Annotated in this window: 23 protein-coding genes; all 23 read left to right on the forward strand. The window is 55.5% G+C overall.

Annotation, left to right across the window (positions count from 1 at the left end):
* Positions 1-307: 307 nt before the first annotated feature.
* The 23 genes from M655_RS01270 to M655_RS01380 all read left to right on the forward strand — a co-directional run bounded on the left by M655_RS01270 (position 308) and on the right by M655_RS01380 (position 20,740).
* Positions 308-922 carry a TetR/AcrR family transcriptional regulator gene (locus M655_RS01270; RefSeq protein ID WP_007778208.1) on the forward strand — a complete coding sequence of 205 codons (615 nt, stop codon included), beginning with the start codon at positions 308-310 and terminating at the stop codon, positions 920-922.
* A gap of 194 nt (positions 923-1,116) precedes the next feature.
* Positions 1,117-1,926, forward strand: a complete 810-nt coding sequence (locus M655_RS01275) for an HAD-IIA family hydrolase (protein ID WP_206699357.1) — start codon at positions 1,117-1,119, stop codon at positions 1,924-1,926.
* A gap of 90 nt (positions 1,927-2,016) precedes the next feature.
* Complete coding sequence (locus tag M655_RS01280) at positions 2,017-3,162, forward strand: ABC transporter ATP-binding protein (protein WP_026557653.1); 1,146 nt, start codon at positions 2,017-2,019, stop codon at positions 3,160-3,162.
* Positions 3,150-4,499, forward strand: coding sequence for an ABC transporter substrate-binding protein (locus tag M655_RS01285; protein ID WP_026557652.1), 1,350 nt, complete (start codon positions 3,150-3,152; stop codon positions 4,497-4,499). Before M655_RS01280 ends, M655_RS01285 begins: the two co-directional genes overlap by 13 nt.
* A gap of 33 nt (positions 4,500-4,532) precedes the next feature.
* Positions 4,533-5,420 carry a carbohydrate ABC transporter permease gene (locus tag M655_RS01290; RefSeq protein ID WP_026557651.1) on the forward strand — a complete coding sequence of 296 codons (888 nt, stop codon included), beginning with the start codon at positions 4,533-4,535 and terminating at the stop codon, positions 5,418-5,420.
* A gap of 12 nt (positions 5,421-5,432) precedes the next feature.
* Positions 5,433-6,236, forward strand: a complete 804-nt coding sequence (locus M655_RS01295) for a carbohydrate ABC transporter permease (RefSeq protein WP_026557650.1) — start codon at positions 5,433-5,435, stop codon at positions 6,234-6,236.
* 18 nt (positions 6,237-6,254) lie between these two features.
* Positions 6,255-7,067 (forward strand): sugar phosphate isomerase/epimerase family protein, encoded by an 813-nt coding sequence (locus M655_RS01300; protein ID WP_026557649.1) that lies wholly within the window; start codon positions 6,255-6,257, stop codon positions 7,065-7,067.
* A gap of 20 nt (positions 7,068-7,087) precedes the next feature.
* Positions 7,088-7,654: a glycerol-3-phosphate responsive antiterminator gene (locus M655_RS01305; protein ID WP_005831112.1), complete on the forward strand. Its 567-nt coding sequence runs from the start codon at positions 7,088-7,090 to the stop codon at positions 7,652-7,654.
* A 157-nt stretch (positions 7,655-7,811) separates the two neighbouring features.
* Positions 7,812-8,708: a LysR family transcriptional regulator gene (locus tag M655_RS01310; protein ID WP_235694721.1), complete on the forward strand. Its 897-nt coding sequence runs from the start codon at positions 7,812-7,814 to the stop codon at positions 8,706-8,708.
* Between the two features lie 399 nt (positions 8,709-9,107).
* Positions 9,108-9,632 carry a hypothetical protein gene (locus M655_RS01315; protein WP_005831116.1) on the forward strand — a complete coding sequence of 175 codons (525 nt, stop codon included), beginning with the start codon at positions 9,108-9,110 and terminating at the stop codon, positions 9,630-9,632.
* Between the two features lie 40 nt (positions 9,633-9,672).
* The gene (locus tag M655_RS01320; protein ID WP_026557648.1) at positions 9,673-11,334 is read left to right on the forward strand and encodes an ABC transporter substrate-binding protein; all 1,662 of its coding nucleotides are present in this window, start codon (positions 9,673-9,675) and stop codon (positions 11,332-11,334) included.
* Positions 11,335-11,350: 16 nt separating this feature from the next.
* Entirely contained in the window at positions 11,351-12,361 is a 1,011-nt protein-coding gene (locus tag M655_RS01325) for an ABC transporter permease (RefSeq protein ID WP_005831122.1), read from the forward strand.
* Positions 12,358-12,501 (forward strand): hypothetical protein, encoded by a 144-nt coding sequence (locus M655_RS01330; protein ID WP_007778234.1) that lies wholly within the window; start codon positions 12,358-12,360, stop codon positions 12,499-12,501. Before M655_RS01325 ends, M655_RS01330 begins: the two co-directional genes overlap by 4 nt.
* Positions 12,502-12,525: 24 nt before the next feature.
* Entirely contained in the window at positions 12,526-14,073 is a 1,548-nt protein-coding gene (locus M655_RS01335) for a dipeptide/oligopeptide/nickel ABC transporter permease/ATP-binding protein (protein ID WP_051353916.1), read from the forward strand.
* A 19-nt stretch (positions 14,074-14,092) separates the two neighbouring features.
* On the forward strand, positions 14,093-14,650 hold the full coding sequence (locus M655_RS01340; protein ID WP_241752943.1) for an ATP-binding cassette domain-containing protein: 558 nt from the start codon (positions 14,093-14,095) through the stop codon (positions 14,648-14,650).
* Positions 14,651-14,673: 23 nt separating this feature from the next.
* Complete coding sequence (locus tag M655_RS01345) at positions 14,674-14,919, forward strand: hypothetical protein (RefSeq protein ID WP_286085949.1); 246 nt, start codon at positions 14,674-14,676, stop codon at positions 14,917-14,919.
* Positions 14,920-14,963: 44 nt separating this feature from the next.
* A complete protein-coding gene (locus M655_RS01350; protein ID WP_026557647.1) occupies positions 14,964-15,611 on the forward strand; it encodes a hypothetical protein in 648 nt (215 codons plus the stop codon).
* Positions 15,608-16,213, forward strand: a complete 606-nt coding sequence (locus M655_RS01355; RefSeq protein WP_026557646.1) for a hypothetical protein — start codon at positions 15,608-15,610, stop codon at positions 16,211-16,213. The genes M655_RS01350 and M655_RS01355 overlap by 4 nt, the downstream gene beginning before the upstream one ends.
* The gene (locus tag M655_RS01360) at positions 16,213-16,860 is read left to right on the forward strand and encodes a cell division ATP-binding protein FtsE (RefSeq protein WP_026557645.1); all 648 of its coding nucleotides are present in this window, start codon (positions 16,213-16,215) and stop codon (positions 16,858-16,860) included. The genes M655_RS01355 and M655_RS01360 overlap by 1 nt, the downstream gene beginning before the upstream one ends.
* A complete protein-coding gene (locus M655_RS01365; RefSeq protein ID WP_026557644.1) occupies positions 16,857-17,732 on the forward strand; it encodes a cell division protein FtsX in 876 nt (291 codons plus the stop codon). The genes M655_RS01360 and M655_RS01365 overlap by 4 nt, the downstream gene beginning before the upstream one ends.
* Positions 17,725-18,690 carry a hypothetical protein gene (locus M655_RS01370; protein WP_025846942.1) on the forward strand — a complete coding sequence of 322 codons (966 nt, stop codon included), beginning with the start codon at positions 17,725-17,727 and terminating at the stop codon, positions 18,688-18,690. Before M655_RS01365 ends, M655_RS01370 begins: the two co-directional genes overlap by 8 nt.
* Positions 18,691-18,727: 37 nt before the next feature.
* Positions 18,728-19,642, forward strand: coding sequence for an LPXTG cell wall anchor domain-containing protein (locus M655_RS01375; RefSeq protein ID WP_286085950.1), 915 nt, complete (start codon positions 18,728-18,730; stop codon positions 19,640-19,642).
* A 360-nt stretch (positions 19,643-20,002) separates the two neighbouring features.
* Positions 20,003-20,740, forward strand: coding sequence for a hypothetical protein (locus M655_RS01380; protein ID WP_005831142.1), 738 nt, complete (start codon positions 20,003-20,005; stop codon positions 20,738-20,740).
* Positions 20,741-21,344 lie beyond the last annotated feature (604 nt).

Consider the following 21,344-nt stretch of genomic DNA (forward strand, 5'->3'; position numbering starts at 1 on the left):
ACCTTCTCAAACCAATTTTTTACTTATCAGCTTATTATACATGTCGGGAGGTTAATAGTCTGAAAAATGAAACGATCGACGCGTAAAGCGGAAAAGCTGGCAGAAGCGTTCGTATTGGGCGTTGGGATGCGCACAGGACGTACCGGGGCAGGGGGCGACCAGGGGATTTTTTCCTGCCTGATTTTTGTGCTGCCGCAAGGGTTGAGCTTGGGTAGCAGCTTGTGTAAACTGTTCATAATTAAGCGGCAGGAAGCGACGAAAGCGGAAAGCCGTTCAGGGAAAAAAGCAGGCAAAGAAGGTGTTGCGCATGGCGAGACAAAAACTGCACATCGACGAGCTGTACGAAGTGTCGGGCAAGATTCTCGTGGAAAAAGGCTACGCTGGCTTTCATTTCAAGCTGGTAGCCGATCAATTGAATGTAAGCCGCAGCACCATCTACGAGTATTTTTCCAACAAGGACGAGCTGATCGCCTCATTGATGGTCCATTTGATGGAAAAAGTCATGAGCGAATACGAGCGACCGGACAGCGAGCCGGCTCCTTTGGCGAGATTGCGGAAGATGTTTGACTCGTTTATGAAGTACGCGGACATTCACCAGATTTTGCTGTTTGCTCCGTTTGTGAACGGCGAGTCGTCTCCCGGCGTGAACGAGGCGATGACGACACTGCGCCAGCAGCATCATTTGCTGAATCGGCGGCTGATCGAGCTGATTGACACCTGCAAGCAGGACGGAGCGATTCGGGGCGATATTCCGAGCGAGCTGATCGCCAGTCTGTTGTTTCAGGCCATCCAAATTCCCAAGCATCCGGGAGTGGCCGAGACAGAGTGGAATCGCCTGATTTTTCAGGTGATGCTGGAAGGCTACGGGGCAAAAGTCGGGCGCGATTTACACAAACGAGAGCAAAGCTCAACACTCTCTTAACACTTCCCTGCTATGCTTGTCTTAAAGTCACCAAGTGAATAACGTCTGTAAGTGGGCCGAGACGTGGAGAAAGCCCTCATGCAGCGACAGCTTTAGCAATGCGGACCGATGGTATCGGTTTGTTGTTTGCATGCTGTTGCCTTGCGTGAGGGCTTTTTGTGTTTCCCCAAAAAGAAAGGAGCGAGCAGGAGGTTTTGTTAGATACCGCTTTGTATGACGCGTATTTTTTTGATCTGGACGGGACGATCTTCATTGGGGATCGGCTGCTGCCCGGCGTGGGAAAAACGTTTGCCGCCTTGCGTGCGAACGAGAAGAAGATCATGTTTTTGACGAACACCACGGTGCAGACGAGAGCGGACTGCCAGGCGCGGCTGGAAAAGCTTGGCCTCTGCGTGGAGCGCGAGGAAATCATGACGGCAGCTTATGCGGCGGGCCTGTATTTTCAGCAGCAGGCAGACAGCGCGCGTGTGCTGGTTGTCGGGGAGCGCGCGCTTGCCGCAGAGCTGGCGAGTTTTCAGATCAGGCAGGTGCAAGCGCCGTCGCAAGCTACGCATGTGCTGGTCGGCATGGACAGAACGTTCACCTACGAAAAATTGCTGCTGGCGGCCGATGCGCTGCGAAACGGAGCCAAGCTGATTGTAGCCAACCCTGACCCGGTATGCCCCGTACCAGGCGGTGCGATTCCGGATACGGGAGCGCTGGCGCAGGCGATTGAAACCGCAGGCGGCGCGACTGTCTGGGCCATGACGGGAAAGCCGTCCCGCTTCTATGCGGAGCAAGTTTTTCAGCAGTTGAACGTCCGGCCGGAACAGTGCCTGATGGTAGGCGATCGGCTGGAGACGGATATTTTGCTCGGCAAAAACAGCGGAATGAAAACCGCGCTCGTGCTGACAGGGGTGACGACGTGCCATGAGCTGGAGCGTGCGGGCATCCGGCCGGATTTTGTCCTGCCTACGCTGGATGGCAGCGCGCACGACAGGCAAGAGCAGCAGCAATGTAGATAAAAGCTTTACATTTTCCAAATATTTGCTTATCAAGCGGTTGATATGATCGGGTGATGAAGCACCAACGCCAGAGGTTCAGGGGGGATTGTCGTGGCAGAAGTGGAATTGCGACGCATTTCCAAAATGTACGAGCGGCAAAAGGTCGTCAATGAAGTCAGCGCGCTCATTGCGCCGGGAGAGTTTTTTGTGCTGGTCGGTCCTTCGGGCTGCGGCAAATCGACGACGCTGCGCATGATTGCCGGACTGGAAGACATCAGCGAAGGAGAGCTGTTGATTGGCGGCAAGCGAGTCAACGAAGTCGCGCCGAGCGGGCGAAATATATCCATGGTCTTTCAAAATTACGCCTTGTATCCGCATTTGACGGTCAAAGATAACATTTTGTTCGGCTTGCAGGTTCGCAAAGTGGACAAGCAGGAGCAGGCCAAGCGGCTGGAGCGGGTGGCCGAGATGCTCGGGATCGCCCAGCTTTTGCACAGAAAGCCAAAAGAGCTGTCGGGCGGTCAGCGGCAGCGGGTGGCGCTCGGCCGGGCGATTGTCAGCCAGCATCCGATCTGTCTGATGGACGAGCCGCTGTCCAATCTCGATGCCAAGCTGCGCGGGCATATGCGGACGGAGATTCGGCAACTGCAACAGGAGCTGGGAATCACGATGATTTACGTCACGCACGACCAGGTCGAGGCGATGACAATGGGCGACCGGATGATGGTGCTGCGCGACGGCGAGGTGCAGCAGGTAGGCAGGCCGCTCGACGTGTACAACCGTCCGGCGAACCTGTTTGTGGCCGAATTTACCGGGGCGCCGCCGATGAATACGACAGAGGGCGTTTGGCGAAGCAATGGCGCGCAGTCCGGCGTCGAGCTGACGAATGACCCGAGCAGACTGTTTTTGCCGCTCGGTCTACAGGCAGGCATCAAGGGCGGGACGCCCGTTGTGCTCGGCGTGCGCCCCGAGGCGTTGCAGCCGCTGGAGGCAGGCAGCCCGCTCGATGAGAGCCGTTCGTTGCTTGTCAGCGTGCAGGGCGTGGAGATTCTCGGTTCCGAGACGATTGTGGAATTCAGGCTGGGCGACAAGCTGTGGAAGGCAAAATGGAACGGGCAATGGCCGTGCCGCCGGGGAGATGTGCTGCGCGTCGGCTTTGCCGCAGAGCAAGTCAGCCTGTTTGATTCGCAATCGGGAAAAAATTTGGCCATCACGGCCGGAACAGAAAAGGGAGAGATACTGCGATGCGTACAGTAGTGAAAAGTCTGTTTTCAGTCGCCATGAGTCTGGCGCTTATTACAGGGTGCTCCAGCGGGACTTCCACCACAAGCGGCAATTCGTCGGGGCAGACGGGACAAGCTGCGCAGACGGGGACGCCGGAGACAAAGCCCGCGGAAAATACCGAGCTGTCCTTCTTTTATCCGGTGGCAGTCGGCGGTCCCCTGACCAAAATCGTCGACGGGATGGCAGAAGAGTTCAACAAGGCGAACCCGGGCATTACCGTCAAGCCGGTCTACACAGGCAGCTACCAGGACACGACGACGAAAATCCAGGCGGCCGTGCAAGGAAAAACGCCACCTGACGTAGCTGTCATGCTCTCGACCGAGCTGCACACGATGATGGACATGGACGCCATCCTGCCGCTGGACGAATTTATTGCCAAAGACGGCGGCAGCGAGTACGTGAACGATTTCTTCCCCGGCTTCCTGGCCAACTCCCAGGTCGACGGCAAGACGTACAGCATTCCGTTCCAGCGCAGCACGATCGTTTTGTATTACAACAAGGAAGCGTTCAAGGAAGTGGGCCTCGATCCGGAAAAGCCGCCTGCGACGTGGGAGGAGCTGGCCGAGTACGCGAGCAAGCTGACCAAGGACGGACGCTGGGGTCTGGAAATCCCTTCCTCCGGCTTCACCTACTGGATGTATCAGGCGCTGGCCTTGCAAAACGGCAAAAACCTGATGACCGAGGACGGCAAAAAAGTGTTTTTCGACACGCCGGAAAATGTAGAAGCGCTGCAATACTGGCTCGACCTGGCGAAAAAGCATAAGGCGATGCCGGAGGGCGTGATCGAGTGGGCGACCGTTCCTTCCGACTTCCTCGAAGGCAAGACAGCGATGATGTTCCATACGACCGGAAACTTGACCAACGTGAAAAACAACGCCAAGTTTGACTTCGGCGTAGCGTTTTTGCCAGCGAAAAAGAACTTCGGCAGTCCGACGGGCGGCGGCAACTTCTACATGTTCAAAGGAACGGATGCGAAGAAGCAGGAAGCGGCCTGGAAGTTCATCCGCTTCATGACCGAGCCGAAGCGCGCGGCACAGTGGAGCATCGACACGGGCTATGTCGCGACGCGCAAATCTGCCTATGAGGAAGAGATCATGAAGCAGTACGTCAAGGACTTCCCGGCAGCGGCAGTCGCGCGCGACCAGTTGGAGTACGGCCATGCCGAGTTTTCCACGCACAATAACGGCAAGGTGACAAAAGCGCTGAACGACAACTTGCAAGCGGTCATTACCGGAAAGGCGAGTGCTGCGGAAGCGCTGAAAAAGGCGCAGGAAGAGGCAGACAAAGTGCTTGCGCCATTCAACAAATAAGCGAAATCGAGCGAGGCATATGGAGGAGCGACGATGGGGGAACTACGAGCAAAATGGAAAGTGAATATGTACGCCTGGCTGCTGCTCCTTCCCTCCCTCATCTTCCTGCTGCTGTTTACCTTCTACCCTGTGTGGCAAACGGTCATTCTCAGCTTTCATCAAGCGGATCTGGGTTCCCCAGAGCCGTTTTTTAACGGGGTAGACAACTACAAGCAGATGCTGGAAGATGATGTGTTTTGGAAGGTGCTGACCAACAATCTCTGGTTTGCGTTGGGAACGGTTCCGACGAGCGTGGCTCTGGCGCTCGGCATGGCGCTGTTTGCCAACAAAGCGCTGCGGGGCAAAAGCTTCGTCCGCACCGCCTACTTTTACCCGACGGTGGTTCCGATGATTGCCGTCGCCAACATCTGGCTGTTTATTTACACGCCGGAGTACGGGGCGCTCAGCCACGTGATGGAGTGGTTAGGAAAAGGCGATATCAACTGGCTCGGCGATCAGGCGAACGTGATGTGGGCGATGATTTTCATGGTGATCTGGAAGGAAGCGGGCTACTTCATGATCTTTTACTTGGCGGGGCTGCAAAACATCTCCCAGGAGCTGTACGAGTCTGCCGCGATGGAAGGAGCATCGGCGTGGACGGTGTTTCGCCGCGTGACGTTTCCGCTGCTCATGCCGACGACGATGTTTGTCAGCATTATCGCGTTTACGAACTCGTTCAAGCTGGTCGATCACCTGGTCATCATGACAAAGGGCGGCCCGGACAATGCCAGCAACCTGCTGCTGTACTACATTTACGAAACGGCGTTCTCCTTCTGGGATCAAGGGATGGCGTCCGCTTTGACCATCGTGATGGTCGTGCTGCTGCTCGCGGTGGCTGCTGTGCAATTTTTTGGTCTGGATAAAAAAATTCACTACAACTGAGGGGGAGAGCAGATGGCCCGCAAAATTACAACCGTCGGCATGTACGTCCTGGCTGTACTCTGGCTGTTCCCTTTGCTATGGGTGCTCTGGACGTCGCTTCGGCCGAGAGAGCTGGCGACTTCTTGGACACTCAGCGCCGACTTTACGCTGGCAAACTTCGCGAAGGTGTGGGACGCGGCTCCTTTTGCCCAGTATTACTTCAATACGTTTTTGATCGTCGCAGGCGTGTTGATCGCGCAAATGATTACGGCTACGCTGGCGGCATATGCCTTTGCCAAGCTGCGCTTCTGGGGGCGGGATGTGCTGTTCGTGTTGTTTCTCGTGCAGCTCATGGTTCCGGCTGACATCCTTATTTTCCCGAACTACAACGTGCTGCGCGACTTGGCGTTGCTCGATACGAAAATTGGCATCATGCTGCCGTACTTCGCTTCCGCCTTTGGCGTGTTCCTGTTGCGGCAAACGTTCAAGACGATCCCGCACGAACTGGAGGAAGCGGCGCGCATGGAAGGCTGCTCCTGGCTGCAAATTTTGTGGCGGGTGTACGTTCCGCTGGCGCGGCCGACCTACATTGCGTTCGGCCTCGTTTCGGTCAGCTATCATTGGAACAACTTCATGTGGCCGCTGATTGTCACCAACTCGGTAGAAAACCGCGCGTTGACGGTAGGGCTGGCGATTTTTGCCCAGTCGTTTGAGACCGGGGCACAGTGGGCAGAGGTCAGCGCGGCTACGATGATGGTCATTTTTCCGTTGCTGCTCGCCTTTTTGCTGTTCCAACGCCAGTTCATCAACAGCTTCATCCATTCCGGGGTGAAATAAAGGAAAGGGGAACGATCCATGAAGGAGCAAAGTGCTTTTGCCGTATCCAGCTACGCCTTGTTTGACCTGCCGCTGCGCGAAGCCGTCGCCAGGCTGATGGACGCGGGCTGGACTTCGATCGAGATCATGTGCGAAGCAGGCCATGCCGAGCTGTTGGCCTGGTCCCGGGAGCAGCTTGCCGAGCTGAAAAAGCAGGGAGAAGAGCGGGGCATCACCTGGTCGATTCACGCGCCGATCAGCGGCTGCAACCTCGCCGCCGGCACAGGCCCAAGCCGGGAAAAGACGTTGGAGACGATGAAGCGGTGTCTGGCGATTGCCCGCTTTTTGGACAGCACGCACGTAGTCATGCACGCAGGGGAAGTAGCCGACGCTCACGATGCGGACAGCCGTGCGCGCGGGGTCGAGCATGTCAGCGAGGCTGCTCGGCTGCTGACGGCGGAAGTCAGCGACGGCAGAACGACGCTGGCGTTGGAAAACGTGCCGCCTTATCCTCGCGTGCTGGGCTGGAATGTCGATGATTTGCTCGCGGTGTGCAAGGCCGTCGATTCTGCGCATCTGGGAATTGCCTATGACGTCGGACACGCCCACCTGATCCGCCCAGGGTACGCACTTGAAGCGCTGGAAACGGTATTTCCTTACGTCTCTGTCTTGCACATCAGCGACAACGGCGGCGAGACAGACGAGCATCTGGCGGTAGGGGAGGGGACGATTCCGTATGCGCAGGTGTGGTCGGCTTTGCAAGCCGGAAGCTTTGCGGGAAGCCGGGTGATCGAAACAAAGCAGCTCGCCTGCGCACGGCGCAGCGTGGAGCGAATCATTGCGCAGCTTTAAACGAACAGGAGGCTCCTATTATGGATATGGAGACGATTTTGAAAACGAATCGGATTATCGCTGCGACGGAGCAGGATCGGCTGGCAGAGGCGATGGATTCGGCGGCCTGCGCGATTTTGCTCATGTACGGGAAGCTGACTCGGCTGATGGCCGAAGCGGACGCGATCAGCCAGGCGAGCAAGCCGATTTTTTTGCACACAGACCTGATGAACGGCCTGTCCAATGACAAAGAGTCGTTCCGCTTCCTGTCTGCGTATATCAAACCGACCGGGATTGTCACGACGAAAGGCCCGATGATTCGCGCGGCAAAAAAAGAAGGGATGCTGACGATCCAGCGCGTGTTTTTAATTGATACGACCTCGCTTACGACGACGATCAAAAACGTGCTGGAAAACCAGCCGGACGCCATCGAAATCATGCCGGGCATCGCCCCGTCGATTATCGCGCACATCAAGGAGCATTTGCCGCAGCCGATCATTTTGGGCGGGCTGATCTGGAACAGGCAGCAGGTCGCGGAAGCGCTGGCGAATGGCGCGGATGCCGTTTCTTTGAGCAGGGCGGAGATGTGGAATGACATAACCGAGTAGGATGGGGGAAAGCCGCAGTTTTCCGGTACACATATGCACATTTGCGCATAGACACTTGCTGGCGGATCAGGTAAAATTGTTGATAATTGATAACAATAATCATTTTCAATAAATAACCAGTTTACTTTTTATGTGCGTCTTTTACGGGGTGCTGCTTATGAATACGCTGGAAAAAATGGAAACCTTCATCGTGCTCGCGGAATGCGGCTCTTTTACCGAGTCTGCGAAGCGGCTTTTTTGCTCACAGCCAACCATCAGCCACCATATTCAACAACTGGAAGAGTTGTTTGAGTCGCCGCTCGTGCAACGGTCGGGGAAGCAGGTGCAACTGACGCGGCAGGGCGAGATTTTGCTCCGCTATGCCAAGCAGATTTCGCATCTGGTCGAGGAGGTGGCTGTGGAGCTGAAGCGCATCAGCGAGCAGGAGCGGGTACTGTCTGTCTACGTCAGCAACTACATTGCCGGGTACTTTTTCTCCGACATTCTCAATGAGTTTCATACGATTTTGCCGCACAAGCCGTTGGAGATCAATACGTACTGCTACAGCGACCTCATCCGCTGCTTTCAGGAGGGCCGGACGCACTACGCGTTAATGCCGATCTATCCCGAGGATGATTATATACGCAAAAACTTTGAGACTTCTGTTTTGTTCGAGGAGGAGCTTCTGCTCATCTTGCCTGTCGACCACCCTTTGGCCAAAAGAAGGCTGCTGTACGCGCGCGACTTGCACAACGAAACCGTGCTGCTTCCGAAAAGCGAGTATTTGCAGCAATACGTCATCAACCATTTGAGCAGCCGCCAGGTGAAAACGCGCTTTTTGCAAATGAGCAACTTCGAGACGATCAAGCAGGCGGTCAAGTCGCGCCACGGCATCGCCTTCCTTCCATCCGGGGCGGTAAAGGAAGAGCTGAAAAGAGGCGAGCTGGTCAATGTGCCCGTCTCGTCCTTGCAAATCAGACGGCAAAACGGCTTTGTGTTCCGCAAAAATGCCGAGTTGAGCCAGGCGGATCGCGCCTTTTGCCAAAACGTCGAGCAGTATTTGCGGACGGTTTAGGTTTAGTGGACATTGGCATTGCCATAAAAAAGACGGCCTGTTTCCCGCACGTATCGGTGTGGGGGACAGGCTGTTTTTCATAAGCGCAACATGGCGAGACTGCGAACGAAGCGAAAAAGCAAGGCTTGTGCTCTGTGGGCACCAAGGCTTTGCCAGTAGCTTGGCGCAGCCGGGTTTGCTAATGCGCGACGCTTGCGGGACAAGCGTTGGAAAGATTTGTGCTATCAAGAAAATGAATAGATGGATTCAAAAATATTATGCGGGAATGAGGGCGGTTGAAGCGCGCGGAATTTCAAAAAACGCCCCTACAAGTGGGATTGATATTCATTATCAATTAAATTAAGATGGACCTAGTTTTCGGATACAAACACATACAGTCAACAATGGAGGGGTTTTTTCATGTCTGTGATCTACGTACGGGATCGCAACGAAGTATTGGAACTCAGCTTTCAGGATGTGACGAAATACCACGGAAGTCTCGCCTTGATGGCCGTCGCGGTTGGATTCCGCACGTTGCAGGCTGCTTTTGCCGAGCTGTTTGGCGAGGAGGCGCCAGACCGCAAAGAGCTGTCCATTCTGTCCGGCCATGCCGGGCCAGGGTTTCGGGACGTGTTTGAATATGTGACCCGGGCGGTGACGCGGGGAGCCTACCGTGTAGATGTGGACTATCCCGTCGCGCAATACGATCCGCATCGCCCGCAGTCGTACGCGTTTGTCATCACTGCCGCAGACGGACGGGCTGTAGAAGTGTCGCTCTCCGCCAGCTTTTTGCCAGCGGAATTTTACGACTACTTGAAAAAAGGCCGGGAGCAAGCCATGACCGAGCAGGACGTCGAAGCTTTCGACAAACTGAAGCTGGCTTTATCCAGGCGGGCACTGGCTCTGCCGCAGGACGAGCTGTTGGCGATCAAACGAATCGCTTGATGGAACGGATCACAAATCAGGAATGTAGGAGGTTATTTCCTTGTTGAAGCGCAAGTCTTTCGGACTTTTTCTCAGTTATTTGCTAGTGCTGTCGACCTTCGTGCTTGGCTGCCAGTCCAATCAGGGCGCCGCACCGAGCCAGCCCCAGAACGACGCGGCCAAATCCGGCGAAGCCGCGAGCGCCGCACCGCAGACCGTGCCGGAGTTGAAAATCGGCTTGCCGAGCGACGCCGGCCCGCTGAACATCTACACCGGAAACATCGACTATTTGACAGAGCTTGTGTTTGACAAATTGTTCTCGCCGTCGCCTTACGTGGAAAAGCCGCAGCCGTGGCTGGCGGAATCGGCCCAGCAACTGGACGATGTGACCTGGGTGGTCAAAATCCGCTCCGGCATCAAGTGGCATGATGGGACGCCATTCACTGCGGAGGACGTCAAATTCACGTACGAATACTATCGCGACGGTCCAGCCAACCGCCATACGCACCACGTGAGCGAAGTGCCGCACATCTCCAAAATCGAGCTGGACGACCCTTCGACGGTCCGCTTCACTTGCGCTTACGCGTGCCCGACGCTGGAGCGGATCACTTTTGCCGACCTGCCGATCTTGCCCAAGCATATTTGGGAAAAGGTGCAAAACCCGCGCAAATATACAGATTTGCCGATCGGCACCGGGCCGTACAAGCTGGTCGAATACAAAGCCGATCAATACTACAAGTTTGAAGCGAACAAAGACTACTTCATGGGCAGCCCGCTCGTCGACACGCTCGTGATGCCTGTCATCAAAGACCCGACCGCGAGCTTCAATGCGCTGCGTGCAGGAGAGATCGACATTTCCGCCAGACCTGTTCCGGCCGAGCTGGAAGCATCCTTCCAAAACCAGGCCAACATGAAAGTAGTACAAACCGCGCCGCTGTCGCTGGTCGAGCTGAAGCTCAACTACGAAAAGGCGCCATTCAATCAGGAAGCGTTCCGCAATGCCATGTCGCTCGCGGTGGACCGCCAGGCGATTACGGATACGGTCTTGCTTGGAAAAGGGCGTCCGGGCTTAAAAGGCTATCCTCACCCGGATTCGCCGTGGACCAACCCGAACTTGAGCACGCCGTATGACGCAGAAAAAGCAAAAGCCGTCATGGACGAATTGAAGCTGACAGACAAAAACAACGACGGCGTCCGCGAGATGGCAGACGGCAAGCCGCTCGCCTTTTCGCTGAAAGTGCCTTCCACAGAGCCGGCGTGGATTCGCGCGGCCGAGATGCTCAAGGAGCAGTACGCCAAAGTCGGGATCAAAATTACCGTCGAAGTGCTCGACTCCGGCACGATGGCGACTGTATCGCAAACCCGCGACTTTGACCTCGTGATCGGAACCATCGGGGCGCACGGGGTAGCAGACCCGGATCAGTTTGTCATGTCTCACCGTTCTTCTTACCTGTGGAACAAAACGATTCCGTATCCGGCGATGGACGAGCTGACCAAGCAGTGGATGGCGGAAACAAGCGTAGACAAGCGCAAGGAAATCGCGTTCAAAATGCAGGAGCTGTTCAACAAGCAACCGACTAGCATCGTGCTGTACTACCCGGAAGAGAAGTTCGCCTACAACGCGCAAAAGTTTGACAAATGGGTAGAGTCGCCCGGGTTTGGCGTCATCAACAAGTTTTCCATGCTGCCAGACGGCGCGAAAAAGGCTGTAGCCAAAGAGTAAGACGGGGGGAGCTGTGATGAGTGGGAGCGGGTTCTCCGCGGCATTCGGCAAGAAACTGATTCAATATGTGCTGGTGCTCGCCGTGGCGTTGACGATCAACTTCGCCCTGCCGCGGCTCGCACCCGGCGATCCGCTGGAATTTTTCTTTGGCGAAACGACAATCAACGAGCTGACGCCAGAGCAGCGCCAGCAAGTGGAGCGGGAGCTTGGGCTGGATCGCTCGCTCTGGCAGCAATACGCGGATTTTATGACAGGAGTGTTCCGGTTTGATCTCGGCAGCTCCATCAAATACGGAAAGCCAGTGACGGAAGTATTGGCAGACAGGCTGCCGTGGACTTTCCTGCTGGTAGCTCCCTCCCTCGTTCTGAGCGCGGTCATAGGCATTGCTATCGGTGCCTATGCCGCGTGGAGCCGGGGGAAGCGGCGCGACCTGCTTTTTTTGACGGGGATGCTCACGATTGAATCCATTCCCGGCTTCTGGATCGGCATGCTGCTGATTGCGGTGTTTTCCGTCAGCATGGGCTGGTTCCCGTCCTTTGGCGCGGTGCCGATCGCCTTTTCCGGAGGCGGTGCCGACTACGCGCTGGCCGTGCTCAAGCATATGACCCTGCCTGTGATGACGATTACCGTCGCTACCGTCGGAGGCAATTTTTTGCTGACCCGGTCGTCGATGCTCGACACGCTGGGCCAGGATTATGTGCTGATGGCGGAGGCAAAAGGGGCGAGCAAGCGCAGCCTGATTTTCAATCATGCCCTGCGAAACGCCCTCTTGCCCGTCTATACGCACATTACGATGAGCCTCGGTATTTTGGTGAGCGGCGCTGTTGTCGTGGAGACAGTCTTTTCCTATCCGGGCGTCGGCCGCTTGCTCTATGAGAGCGTGATCGCACGGGATTACCCGATGATGCAGGGGGTATTTTTAATCATTACGCTGGGTGTGATTGCGGCCAACCTGCTGGCGGATGTGACTTATCCGCTGTTTGACCCGCGCGCCCGCCAAAGAAAGCAGGTGGAGGAGTCCCCATGAGTCGGATTGGTTCCAAAATGATTGGCTGGCTTGGCGTTGTCTTGCTGGCAATCGTCCTGCTGCTCGCGCTCGTGGGACCTTACGCAGTTCCGTACGACGCCAGCGAGCAGTCTGGCGCCCCGTTCCAGCCGCCTGGCTGAGAGCATTGGCTTGGCACAAATGACATGGGGCAGGACATCCTGGCCGAGCTGGTAGTGGGCGCGAGGACCTCGCTTACGGTTGGGATTGTCGCCGCCTTGCTGGCTACGCTGATCGGCACGGTGGTCGGCCTGGTCTCCGGCTATTCGGGAGGTTGGCTGGACGCTGTTTTTATGAGAATCGTGGATATTTGCCTGACGCTGCCGTTTTTGCCCCTGATGATCGTGATTGGCGTGTACATCGGCCCGAGCCTGTTTACGCAGGTGCTAGTGATTACCTTGGTCATGTGGGCGGGAAAGGCGCGGAAAATCCGGGCGCAGACGTTGTCGCTGCGCACGCGAGGCCCGGTCCAGGCTGCGCGGTCGATGGGCGCAGGGCATCTCTACATTTTGCGTCGGCACGTTTTTCCCAGCATCCTGCCTTTGGTGATTCCGCAGTTCGTGCAGGCTGTCAACGTCTCGATCATGATGGAATCCTCGCTGAGCTTTTTGGGCATGGGCGATCCGTTGTCCAAAAGCTGGGGCAGCATTTTGTTTTACGCCAACTCGCGCAGCGCCTTTTTGACGGAGGCGTGGATGTGGTGGGTAATTCCGCCGGGGCTGTGCATTGTTGTGACGGTGCTCGCCTTTTCGTTGATCGGCTACTACTTGGAGGAGCGGGTAAATCCGCGGCTGCGCGCTTATCAGGCGACTGCTGCCAAGGGAGGCCAGACGACGCCGCAAAACGGACCGTCCGCGTCCGCTGCGAAGATTGCGACAGCAGAGGCGCTGCTGGAAGTCCAAAATCTGACTGTTCGCTATCCAAAAGAGAGCGGAGTGGTCAATGCGGTGGATCAGGTCAGCTTCACGGTGTCCAAGGGCGAGGTGCTCGGCCTGGTCGGAGAGTCGGGCAGCGGCAAGAGTACGGTAGCTTCGGCAGTCATGCAGTTGTTGAAGCCGCCAGCGCTCGTTTCGCACGGCGCGATTTATTTTGCGGGCCGTGATCTGACTGCGCTTTCCCCAGAAGAGATGAGGAAACTGCGGGGAAACCGGATTGCCTTGATTCCGCAGGCGGCGATGAACGCGCTCAACCCTGTGATGAGCGTGCGCGAGCAGTTGGCGGAAGCGGTCAGCTCGCATCAGCAAATGCCCAAGGACGAGTTGCAGAAACGAATCGACGAGGTGCTTGCGCAAGTCGGACTCGCTCCGAAGTGGGCCACCGCTTTTCCGCATGAGCTGAGCGGCGGCATGCGCCAGCGGGTCGTCATCGCGATGGCGCTGATGAACAAGCCCGATCTGGTTATTGCCGACGAGCCGACGACGGGGCTCGACGTCATGGTTCAGGTGGAGATCATCAAGCTGCTGAAGGACTTGCAGCGCACGCTCGGGCTGTCCATGGTGTTCATTTCGCACGATCTTCCTGTCGTTTTGAGCCTGGCTGACCGCACGATCATCATGAATCAGGGCAAAATTGTCGATCAGGGCGACACGCTCGCCTTGGCGAAGACGTCCACCCATCCGTACACACGGCGGCTGATCGATTCGATCCCCAGGCTGACGCCTGCGCCGGAGCGTTCCTTGCAGGAGCAACGATAATCTCACGGAGGCATGAAGGATGGAAGCGCAAAAACAAGAGCGGGATATGCTGCGGCAAAAGGAACTGCTGCAGGTGTCCGGACTGTACAAGACCTACGAGGGCAAAAGCTCCGGCAAACAGGCAGCGCCTGTCATTAATGGGGCCAGCTTTTCCATACAGGCAAACGAAACGGTCGGGCTGGTCGGTTCGAGCGGCGCCGGAAAAAGCACCATCGGGCGAATCATCGCGGGGATCGAGCAGGCCGACAAGGGCCAGCTCATCTACCAGGGGCAAGACCTGCTGTCGATGAAGCCCAAGGCGCGCAGGGAGGCCACGCGGTCTATCCAGATGATTTTTCAGGACCCGTACGAGTCGCTGTCCGCGCGCATGACGATTGCACAGTTGATCGCGGAACCGTTGGTCATCGCCCGGCTGTACAAAAATGACCCGGCAAGACGGACAGAGCTTGTTCGGGAAGCGTTGCAGGAAGTCGCGCTGCCGCCTGAGCGCTACATGCACCGCTATGCCCATGAGCTGTCTGGCGGGAGCGGCAGCGTGTCGGCCTGGCGCGCGCTTTTGTCACCCGCCCGCAGTTGATCGTGGCGGACGAGCCGACCTCGATGCTGGACACGTCCCTGCGGCTTGATTTGCTGCGGCTCATGCGCGAGCTGAGCCTGCGTCACGGGATCGCCTATTTGTTCATCACCCACGACCTGGCGCTGACGCGGGGCTTTTGCGATCGGCTGCTTGTGCTCGACCAGGGCCAGATCGTGGAGACAGGCACGCCGGAGGAAGTGACGGAGAATCCGCAGCATCCTTTTACGCTGCGGCTGATCGGGGCAGTGCGGGAGCTTGACCAGTTTTAACCGAAACGGCTGTACCGGATACAACGACGATCGAGGAGGCATACATGAATCAACCAACCTATTTTTTGATGCTCGATTCGGGCTGCTGCTTTGGCGAGCCGCGTCTGAAAGACCCGAATTATCAGGATTTTTTTACCTTCATTGATGTGTACGATTTGCCGGAGCACGACTTGTCGCCGTACAAATGCCTCGTGATTACCGGATTGATCGACCAGGAGCTTTTGTACAGGCAAAAAGACAAGATTCGCCGCTTTCTCGACGAGAAAAAGGTGCTCGTTTTCAGCGGCAACCTGTTTTTGCCCTGGCTGCCGGGCGGGTCTCGGTTCGTGCCGAAACAAATTCGCAGCCATGCCGACTACGAGGTGCGGATTGCCAAGGAACACCCGATTTTTGCCGGGGTAGAGACGTACGATATGACGTACAACAAAGGCGTTGCAGGCTTTTTCGCCAGAGGACACCACCCGCTCCCGGAAGGCGCCGAGGTGCTGCTGACCTTGCCAGGCGGCGAACCGATTACCTATATCGACCGGACCAGCACGAAGGGAACGATTCTCGTCCATGCCGGAAACGACCTGTTCGGCTACAACCACCCGGGAAAATCAACCGGACGCATCGCGGTCCAGCTCACGAAGTGGGTGCGGGATGAATACCGACAGCTTCAGCAACTTCAAGAAGGAGGCGCGTACGTATGAGAAAAATCGCAGCCCTGTACGGCGGCAGCTCGCAGCATTTTCGCAGCCTGAACGAATCAAAATACCGCCGCTATTACGAAAAGCTCATCTACCTGCCCGATTTGGAGCGTACGTCTCTCGATGAATTTGACGCATTGGTCGTCCCTTCGCAGTTGCACATGGGCCTGGTGATGAAATCGCGCGACAAAATCAGGGAGTTTTCCGAGCGGGGCGGGATCGTCGTCGCATTCGGGCCGCAGCCGCGCGAATGGATTCCCGGACAAAACTGGGAGCTGCGCCCGACGAATTTCTGGTGGTGGCTGGACAAAAACGCGAAGAGCGGACTGGTGCTGCAAAAGCCGGACTACGACCTGTTTTCCTACATTACCTTAGAGGATGCGACCTGGCACCAGCACGGCGTCTACTGGCCGCCGGAAGGGGCGGAGGTGCTGATCTCGACCGAGGATGGCGGAGCTGTACTCTACGTCGACAAAGTCAGCACGGCGGGGACGTGGATCGTCACCACGCTCGACCCGGACTTCCACTTCGGCTCGTACTTCATGCCAGCGACAGAGCGGTTCCTCGACGGCTTCCTCCCGTGGCTGGCAGAGGGGAACGTCTGATGATCTTGCTGGAAAATGTGTACAAGAGCTATGGGAAAAGAGTGATTTTACAAGACCTTCACCTGCATTTGGAAGCAGGGGAGTTCGCCTTTTTGCAAGGGCGCTCCGGTTCGGGAAAAAGCACGCTGCTCAAGCTGTTGTACCGGGAGCAAACCGATTTTGCGGGACGCATCGAAATAGATGCCGTCCCGATCGGGCAAATTCCGAAATTCGAGCTGCGGCGCAAGATGGGCGTCATTTTTCAATCGTTTGAACTGCTCCCGCGAAAGACTGTCATGGAAAATGTCGCGCTTGCCGGAGAGGTCGTCGGCAAGACATGGGCGGAGATCGAGCCTGAGGCGAACCGGCTGCTGGAGCGGGTCGGGCTGTCCGACGTGAAGGATTGTTTTCCTGACCAGCTTTCCGGGGGCGAGCAGCAGCGCGTCGCCATCGTGCGGGCTTTGCTGAATCGCCCGCGCCTTCTGTTGGCAGACGAGCCGACAGGCAATCTGGACAACGAGACGGCTTTTGAAGTCTTGCAATTACTAAAGGAGCTGCACGTGGAGGAAAACATGGCGATGCTGATCGTTACGCATTCGGAGCGTCTGATTGAACAATTTCCGGCAAAGACGTGGATCATGGAGCAGGGGCGGGTACGTGTCGTATGAACAGACAGTCGTGCATGTACATGCTCAGGGATGCGCGCGAAGGCATTCAGCGAAACATCGGGGCTGCGGCGGCAGCAGCCGTCCTGATTTTTGTCGCAATGCTCATCGCGGACATCCTGCTGCTCGGACGGTTCGGCGTCGGGGATTTGCTGGGCTATCTGGAGTCACAGGTAGCGATGAAGCTGTATGTAGACCCTGCCGCGGACACGAAGGCGATTGCCACCATTTTGCGGGAGAAAAGCTTCGTCCAGTCGGCTGAGATCGAGACGAAGGAGCAGATGCTGGACCGATTGGCGGCGTTTTTTACCGGGAGAGAGCACCTGCTCGTCTCGTTTCAGGAGAGCCAGATTCCCGACGCCATCCGGCTGGAGCTGCGAGACAAGACGCAGATGAAGCTCGTCGCGGAGCAGCTACAGGCGATGAACGGCATCACGAAGGTCGTCTATCCGCAGCAATTCGCCGAAACGATCCTGCACTGGTCGAGCGAGCTGAACCGCTATGGGCTGGGGCTTCTGCTCGGCATGGCGGCGCTGGCGTTCGGCATGGTGTTTATCGCGATGAATCTGGCCTTGTACCAGCGGCAGCAGGAGATTCGCGTCCGGCTGCTGCTCGGCGCGAATCCGTGGCACGTCAGGGGGCAGTTTTTGTTTGAGGGCTGGCTGATCGGCTTCGTCAGCAGCTTGCCCGCGGCGCTGGCTGTTTACGCGCTGTTTTCGAGCATACTGCTACCTTTGCAAAAAAGTTTTCCGCTGGTGTTCCACTTTTCGCAGGGCATGGTGTACGAAATGATGGGCGGCATGGCGGTCGCAGGCTCTCTCGTGGGACTGTCGGCCAGCTACGTGTCGACAAGGAAGCTGATCGATCATGCGTAAAAAGCTGTTCATACCAGCGGCAGTCGCGCTGCTTTTGTGCGCCACAGGGGCGTACGCTCATTTGACGGGGGCGTTTGCGAATTTTCTCGTCACGGTCAACGACGAGAGCACCACCGAACGGCTGAAAGAGGAAGTAGCCCAGACGAAAAAGCAGATTGCCGAGCTAATGCCGCAGATCGCGAAGCTGGAAGCAAGCTACAAGGCCGACCAGCAGGTAGCGGTCGACAAGCTGCAATTTTACAGCGAGCTGGGACTGGATACGTGGGTCACGCTGTTGCTGCAGGAGCAGGAGCCAGTCGATATTCTCGGCAGCCAATGGCTGATCGAGCGCAACCTGGACGCTTACATGGCGGAGCTGGACAAGCTGTACCTCGCTTACAAGCAACTGGTCGCGACCAAAGAGACGCTGGAAGGACACGAAAAGCTGCTCGCCGTCATCGAGGAGAATCTGCAAGCGAGAGGGGCGTTTCTCGCGGACAATCCGGAGCTGCCGATTGAGCAGTTGGCCAATTATTTGGACATCGACTGGATGGCCGAGGTCGAGCCGGCTTTGCTTGCGATATTGGCAAAAGACCGCGCCTTGACCGAACACGAGGCAGCCGCCTGGGCTTCTGCGCGAGCCGTTTCCGGGCCGAATCCGTATCGGCTGGACGAGAGCTGGCTTAACGAACGCAGCGAGCTGCGCTACTTTTTCCGCTCAGATCATGTGTACGTCGTGTTTCAAAAGCCGGACTTGCACGTCATTTTGATCGGGCAGGTGCTGGAAGAGTCGCCCGCTGCGGCTGCGCTTGTTTTTGAGGCGGGATTTTTCAACGGCTTTTTGATGCCGGAGACGTTGATCGAGGAGTTGCAAGGCTTCCGCATTCCGTACGCGCAGCTTGGGCAATTGCCGGACGCACAGGTGCCTTTGTACCTCCAGCAAACGAGCGGAGGGCTGATTGTACGGACAACAGAGTAGCCGCAACGGGCACACCATCTGGATGGGAGAGAAAGACATGAGAAGGAGCTTGTGTTTGCTGGCGATGCTTTTGCTGCTGCTGCCAACGGTCGTATCGGCGCACATCGTCAACGAACAAAATTTGTACGACGACCTGCAATATTCCAAGGCCACGCCGCAGATCGTGCAATTGAGCGGGCTTGGGGTCATTGCCTACGATCACGGTTCCACGCTGTTTTCGCCACAGGAAAAGCTGACGCGCGAGGAACTGGCGCATTGGGCAGGAGCTTTTTGGAAGCTGAAGGAGAGCGGGGCTGCCCGCGAGCAAGTGACGGCGGCTGCGCTGGAAAAAGGGCTCGTGCCTTCGCTGGACGGCAATGCCACCTATGCGGATGTCAACCAGGCGTATTTTGCGGGCAAGCTCGCTGTACCTGAGCAGGATGCCGCGCGCGAGTTGACCAAAGAAGAATTTGCCGTGTTTGTCTTCGAGCACAGAAACGATGCCGTCGAGGGCAAGAGCCTGTACGACCGGGGCGGTTTTGTGGCCGGGCCGACAGGCAAAGTGGAAAAAGTCGCGGTCCGGGAAGAAAAAGATACGGCAGGCAAAACTTCCAAGGTGTACTCGCTGACTATCTCCGGCACCGTGCATGATCTCTCTGCGCATCCGCGCGTGCTGCAGGCTGCGGTCGATCCGGCGCAGTGGGAAGGAAAAACGGTTGAGGAAGCGTGGCTGATGAACGTGGCAGGCAAGCCACAGCTTCAACTGATCCTGTTTGCCAAAAGCGCAGACGCTTCCGGGCAATCCGCGCAACCAGAAAAGGCGCCGACAGCCGATCACGCGCACGCAGGCCATACCGATCACGCAGCGGCAGCGAGCGGCGACGAGACAGGGGCGTCAATGGTTCCGCTGGTTGTGGCGATCGTTTTGCTCGCCCTCGTCGGGGGCTGGCTTTTTGCGCGGAGACGAAAATAACGCCGCTGCTATGGTGTTGACGTAGTGAAAGCGAACGCGAACGGGAAACGGGCGGGCTTCGGAAAGCGAGGCCCCCCTGTTTTTTTCTGGCAGCCCTATGTCAAATTAAGCTGAGCTACTTTATGACATGCCAAGTGCGCCATAAAACAAAAAGCAACTTAATAGAGCTGGAATCAAAAATATATTTCCTTGTACTTCTTGCAATACTTATAGATGAATTTTTTGTGAACACAAGATTTTGACAATGTTATTTGGTTGAATTTTTGTTAAAAAATGTTATTATTGTAAGTATATTCGTGAGATGGGTTGGCTAACCTTTACTATCCTGAAAAAATTCAATTATGGTAAAGGAGTTTCAAAATGAAAAAAGCGATATTTTTAGCATTGTCAATTTCTTTGTTTTCCAGCTCTCTTTATAGCGCTAGTTCCGCTCATGCTGCCACAGTAAAATCGTATAATCTCGATATTTCGAGCATAGACGTTTCTCAAATCAAAGACCCGCAAGAAAAAGCTGCTTTTGAGAAGTTTAAGCAAATGCTTGAATCTGAGGATGCGAAAAAATTAATCGATGGATTAAAAGCGTATCGCGATTATTATCAAGTTGACAGTAATGGATATCATTTTGTCAAAGAGGCAGATAAATATATTCCAGCCGATGTTTACAAACTTATGTCAGAAACTTTCGAATCGGCCAACGAGGAATTGAATAAACCCGAAGCAAAGAAAGTGAAACAGAAATCGAGTTCTAAAGTAGAAGGACCTGTCTATTATCCTGATCCTGGGGAAACAACGAAATATTATGGATACCATTCAAAAACCTACTATTTTCAAGGAAGTAATTGGGATGTTGGAGATTGGCTGTATCTTAGTGACGAAGATACTAGATGGGTTGTCAATGTATTGATAGCTAGTACGGTTTTCTCTTACGTACTAGGAAAAGTGCTTTCTTTGTTCCCACAAACTAAAGGCCTTGCTTTGTCAGCAGATGTAATTACATTTATGTGTGGGGCAGGTGCTGCTTACCTAAGCAATAAAAATGAGGGAAAGGGCATTTACATTCGAGCCTACAGTGGAGGAATTTATTGCAGGGCTAGATAAACAGGGGTGATTTATTATTCAAGCCTACTTTACCTACATTATCTTTGGAATAATGATTGTGTCCACTTTAGTATCCATGGTAAAAAAAGAGAACTTGTTTGGGTACATTAATGGCGGAGTTCTCTCAATCATTATTTATGTGATTGATCCAGCGTATTGGTGGATTAGTATCTGTCTATTGTTAATAACGTATCTTTTCCAATTTATAGAAATCCAATTTCCTAAAAGGTGACCACGGTTGTGGGTTAACCCCCAATAGCCAGGATAAATCTGCAAGCACAGAAAGGATTGACAGCGAAGCGGGCTTTCCCTTACGATAAATCATAATTCACTACGGTTTTTCAAGGAGGCTCTTTTATGTACTCTGTACGCATGCGCTAATCAGGCACGGACGACTCGCCCGTTTTTCGATGGGTTATTTGTCATGCCTGCATAGTTAGCTTGCGTATGTACCTCCAAAGCTCCTCGCTGCCTGATTCTGATTCGTCAGGCAGTCGGTTTCATGTGCTTGGATTGAGCAAGCTTTTGCACGGATGGCATCCCCTCGGACGGGACGTTCTCCGTGCTTTTTTGCGTCCAAAAACGGATGTCGCACATGAATGTC

This window comes from Brevibacillus sp. NSP2.1, from assembly GCF_000470975.2.
Classification (GTDB): domain Bacteria; phylum Bacillota; class Bacilli; order Brevibacillales; family Brevibacillaceae; genus Brevibacillus; species Brevibacillus agri.

Coding starts and splice junctions, on each gene's coding strand:
- M655_RS01350 (WP_026557647.1), top strand. CDS start 14,964: ATGAATCAACCAACCTATTTTTTGATGCTCGATTCGGGCTGCTGCTTT.
- M655_RS01375 (WP_286085950.1), top strand. CDS start 18,728: ATGAGAAGGAGCTTGTGTTTGCTGGCGATGCTTTTGCTGCTGCTGCCA.
- M655_RS01340 (WP_241752943.1), top strand. CDS start 14,093: ATGGAAGCGCAAAAACAAGAGCGGGATATGCTGCGGCAAAAGGAACTG.
- M655_RS01310 (WP_235694721.1), top strand. CDS start 7,812: ATGAATACGCTGGAAAAAATGGAAACCTTCATCGTGCTCGCGGAATGC.
- M655_RS01365 (WP_026557644.1), top strand. CDS start 16,857: ATGAACAGACAGTCGTGCATGTACATGCTCAGGGATGCGCGCGAAGGC.
- M655_RS01300 (WP_026557649.1), top strand. CDS start 6,255: ATGAAGGAGCAAAGTGCTTTTGCCGTATCCAGCTACGCCTTGTTTGAC.
- M655_RS01270 (WP_007778208.1), top strand. CDS start 308: ATGGCGAGACAAAAACTGCACATCGACGAGCTGTACGAAGTGTCGGGC.
- M655_RS01355 (WP_026557646.1), top strand. CDS start 15,608: ATGAGAAAAATCGCAGCCCTGTACGGCGGCAGCTCGCAGCATTTTCGC.
- M655_RS01290 (WP_026557651.1), top strand. CDS start 4,533: ATGGGGGAACTACGAGCAAAATGGAAAGTGAATATGTACGCCTGGCTG.
- M655_RS01325 (WP_005831122.1), top strand. CDS start 11,351: ATGAGTGGGAGCGGGTTCTCCGCGGCATTCGGCAAGAAACTGATTCAA.
- M655_RS01335 (WP_051353916.1), top strand. CDS start 12,526: ATGGGGCAGGACATCCTGGCCGAGCTGGTAGTGGGCGCGAGGACCTCG.
- M655_RS01295 (WP_026557650.1), top strand. CDS start 5,433: ATGGCCCGCAAAATTACAACCGTCGGCATGTACGTCCTGGCTGTACTC.
- M655_RS01330 (WP_007778234.1), top strand. CDS start 12,358: ATGAGTCGGATTGGTTCCAAAATGATTGGCTGGCTTGGCGTTGTCTTG.
- M655_RS01315 (WP_005831116.1), top strand. CDS start 9,108: ATGTCTGTGATCTACGTACGGGATCGCAACGAAGTATTGGAACTCAGC.
- M655_RS01345 (WP_286085949.1), top strand. CDS start 14,674: ATGCTGGACACGTCCCTGCGGCTTGATTTGCTGCGGCTCATGCGCGAG.
- M655_RS01360 (WP_026557645.1), top strand. CDS start 16,213: ATGATCTTGCTGGAAAATGTGTACAAGAGCTATGGGAAAAGAGTGATT.
- M655_RS01285 (WP_026557652.1), top strand. CDS start 3,150: ATGCGTACAGTAGTGAAAAGTCTGTTTTCAGTCGCCATGAGTCTGGCG.
- M655_RS01380 (WP_005831142.1), top strand. CDS start 20,003: ATGAAAAAAGCGATATTTTTAGCATTGTCAATTTCTTTGTTTTCCAGC.
- M655_RS01370 (WP_025846942.1), top strand. CDS start 17,725: ATGCGTAAAAAGCTGTTCATACCAGCGGCAGTCGCGCTGCTTTTGTGC.
- M655_RS01305 (WP_005831112.1), top strand. CDS start 7,088: ATGGATATGGAGACGATTTTGAAAACGAATCGGATTATCGCTGCGACG.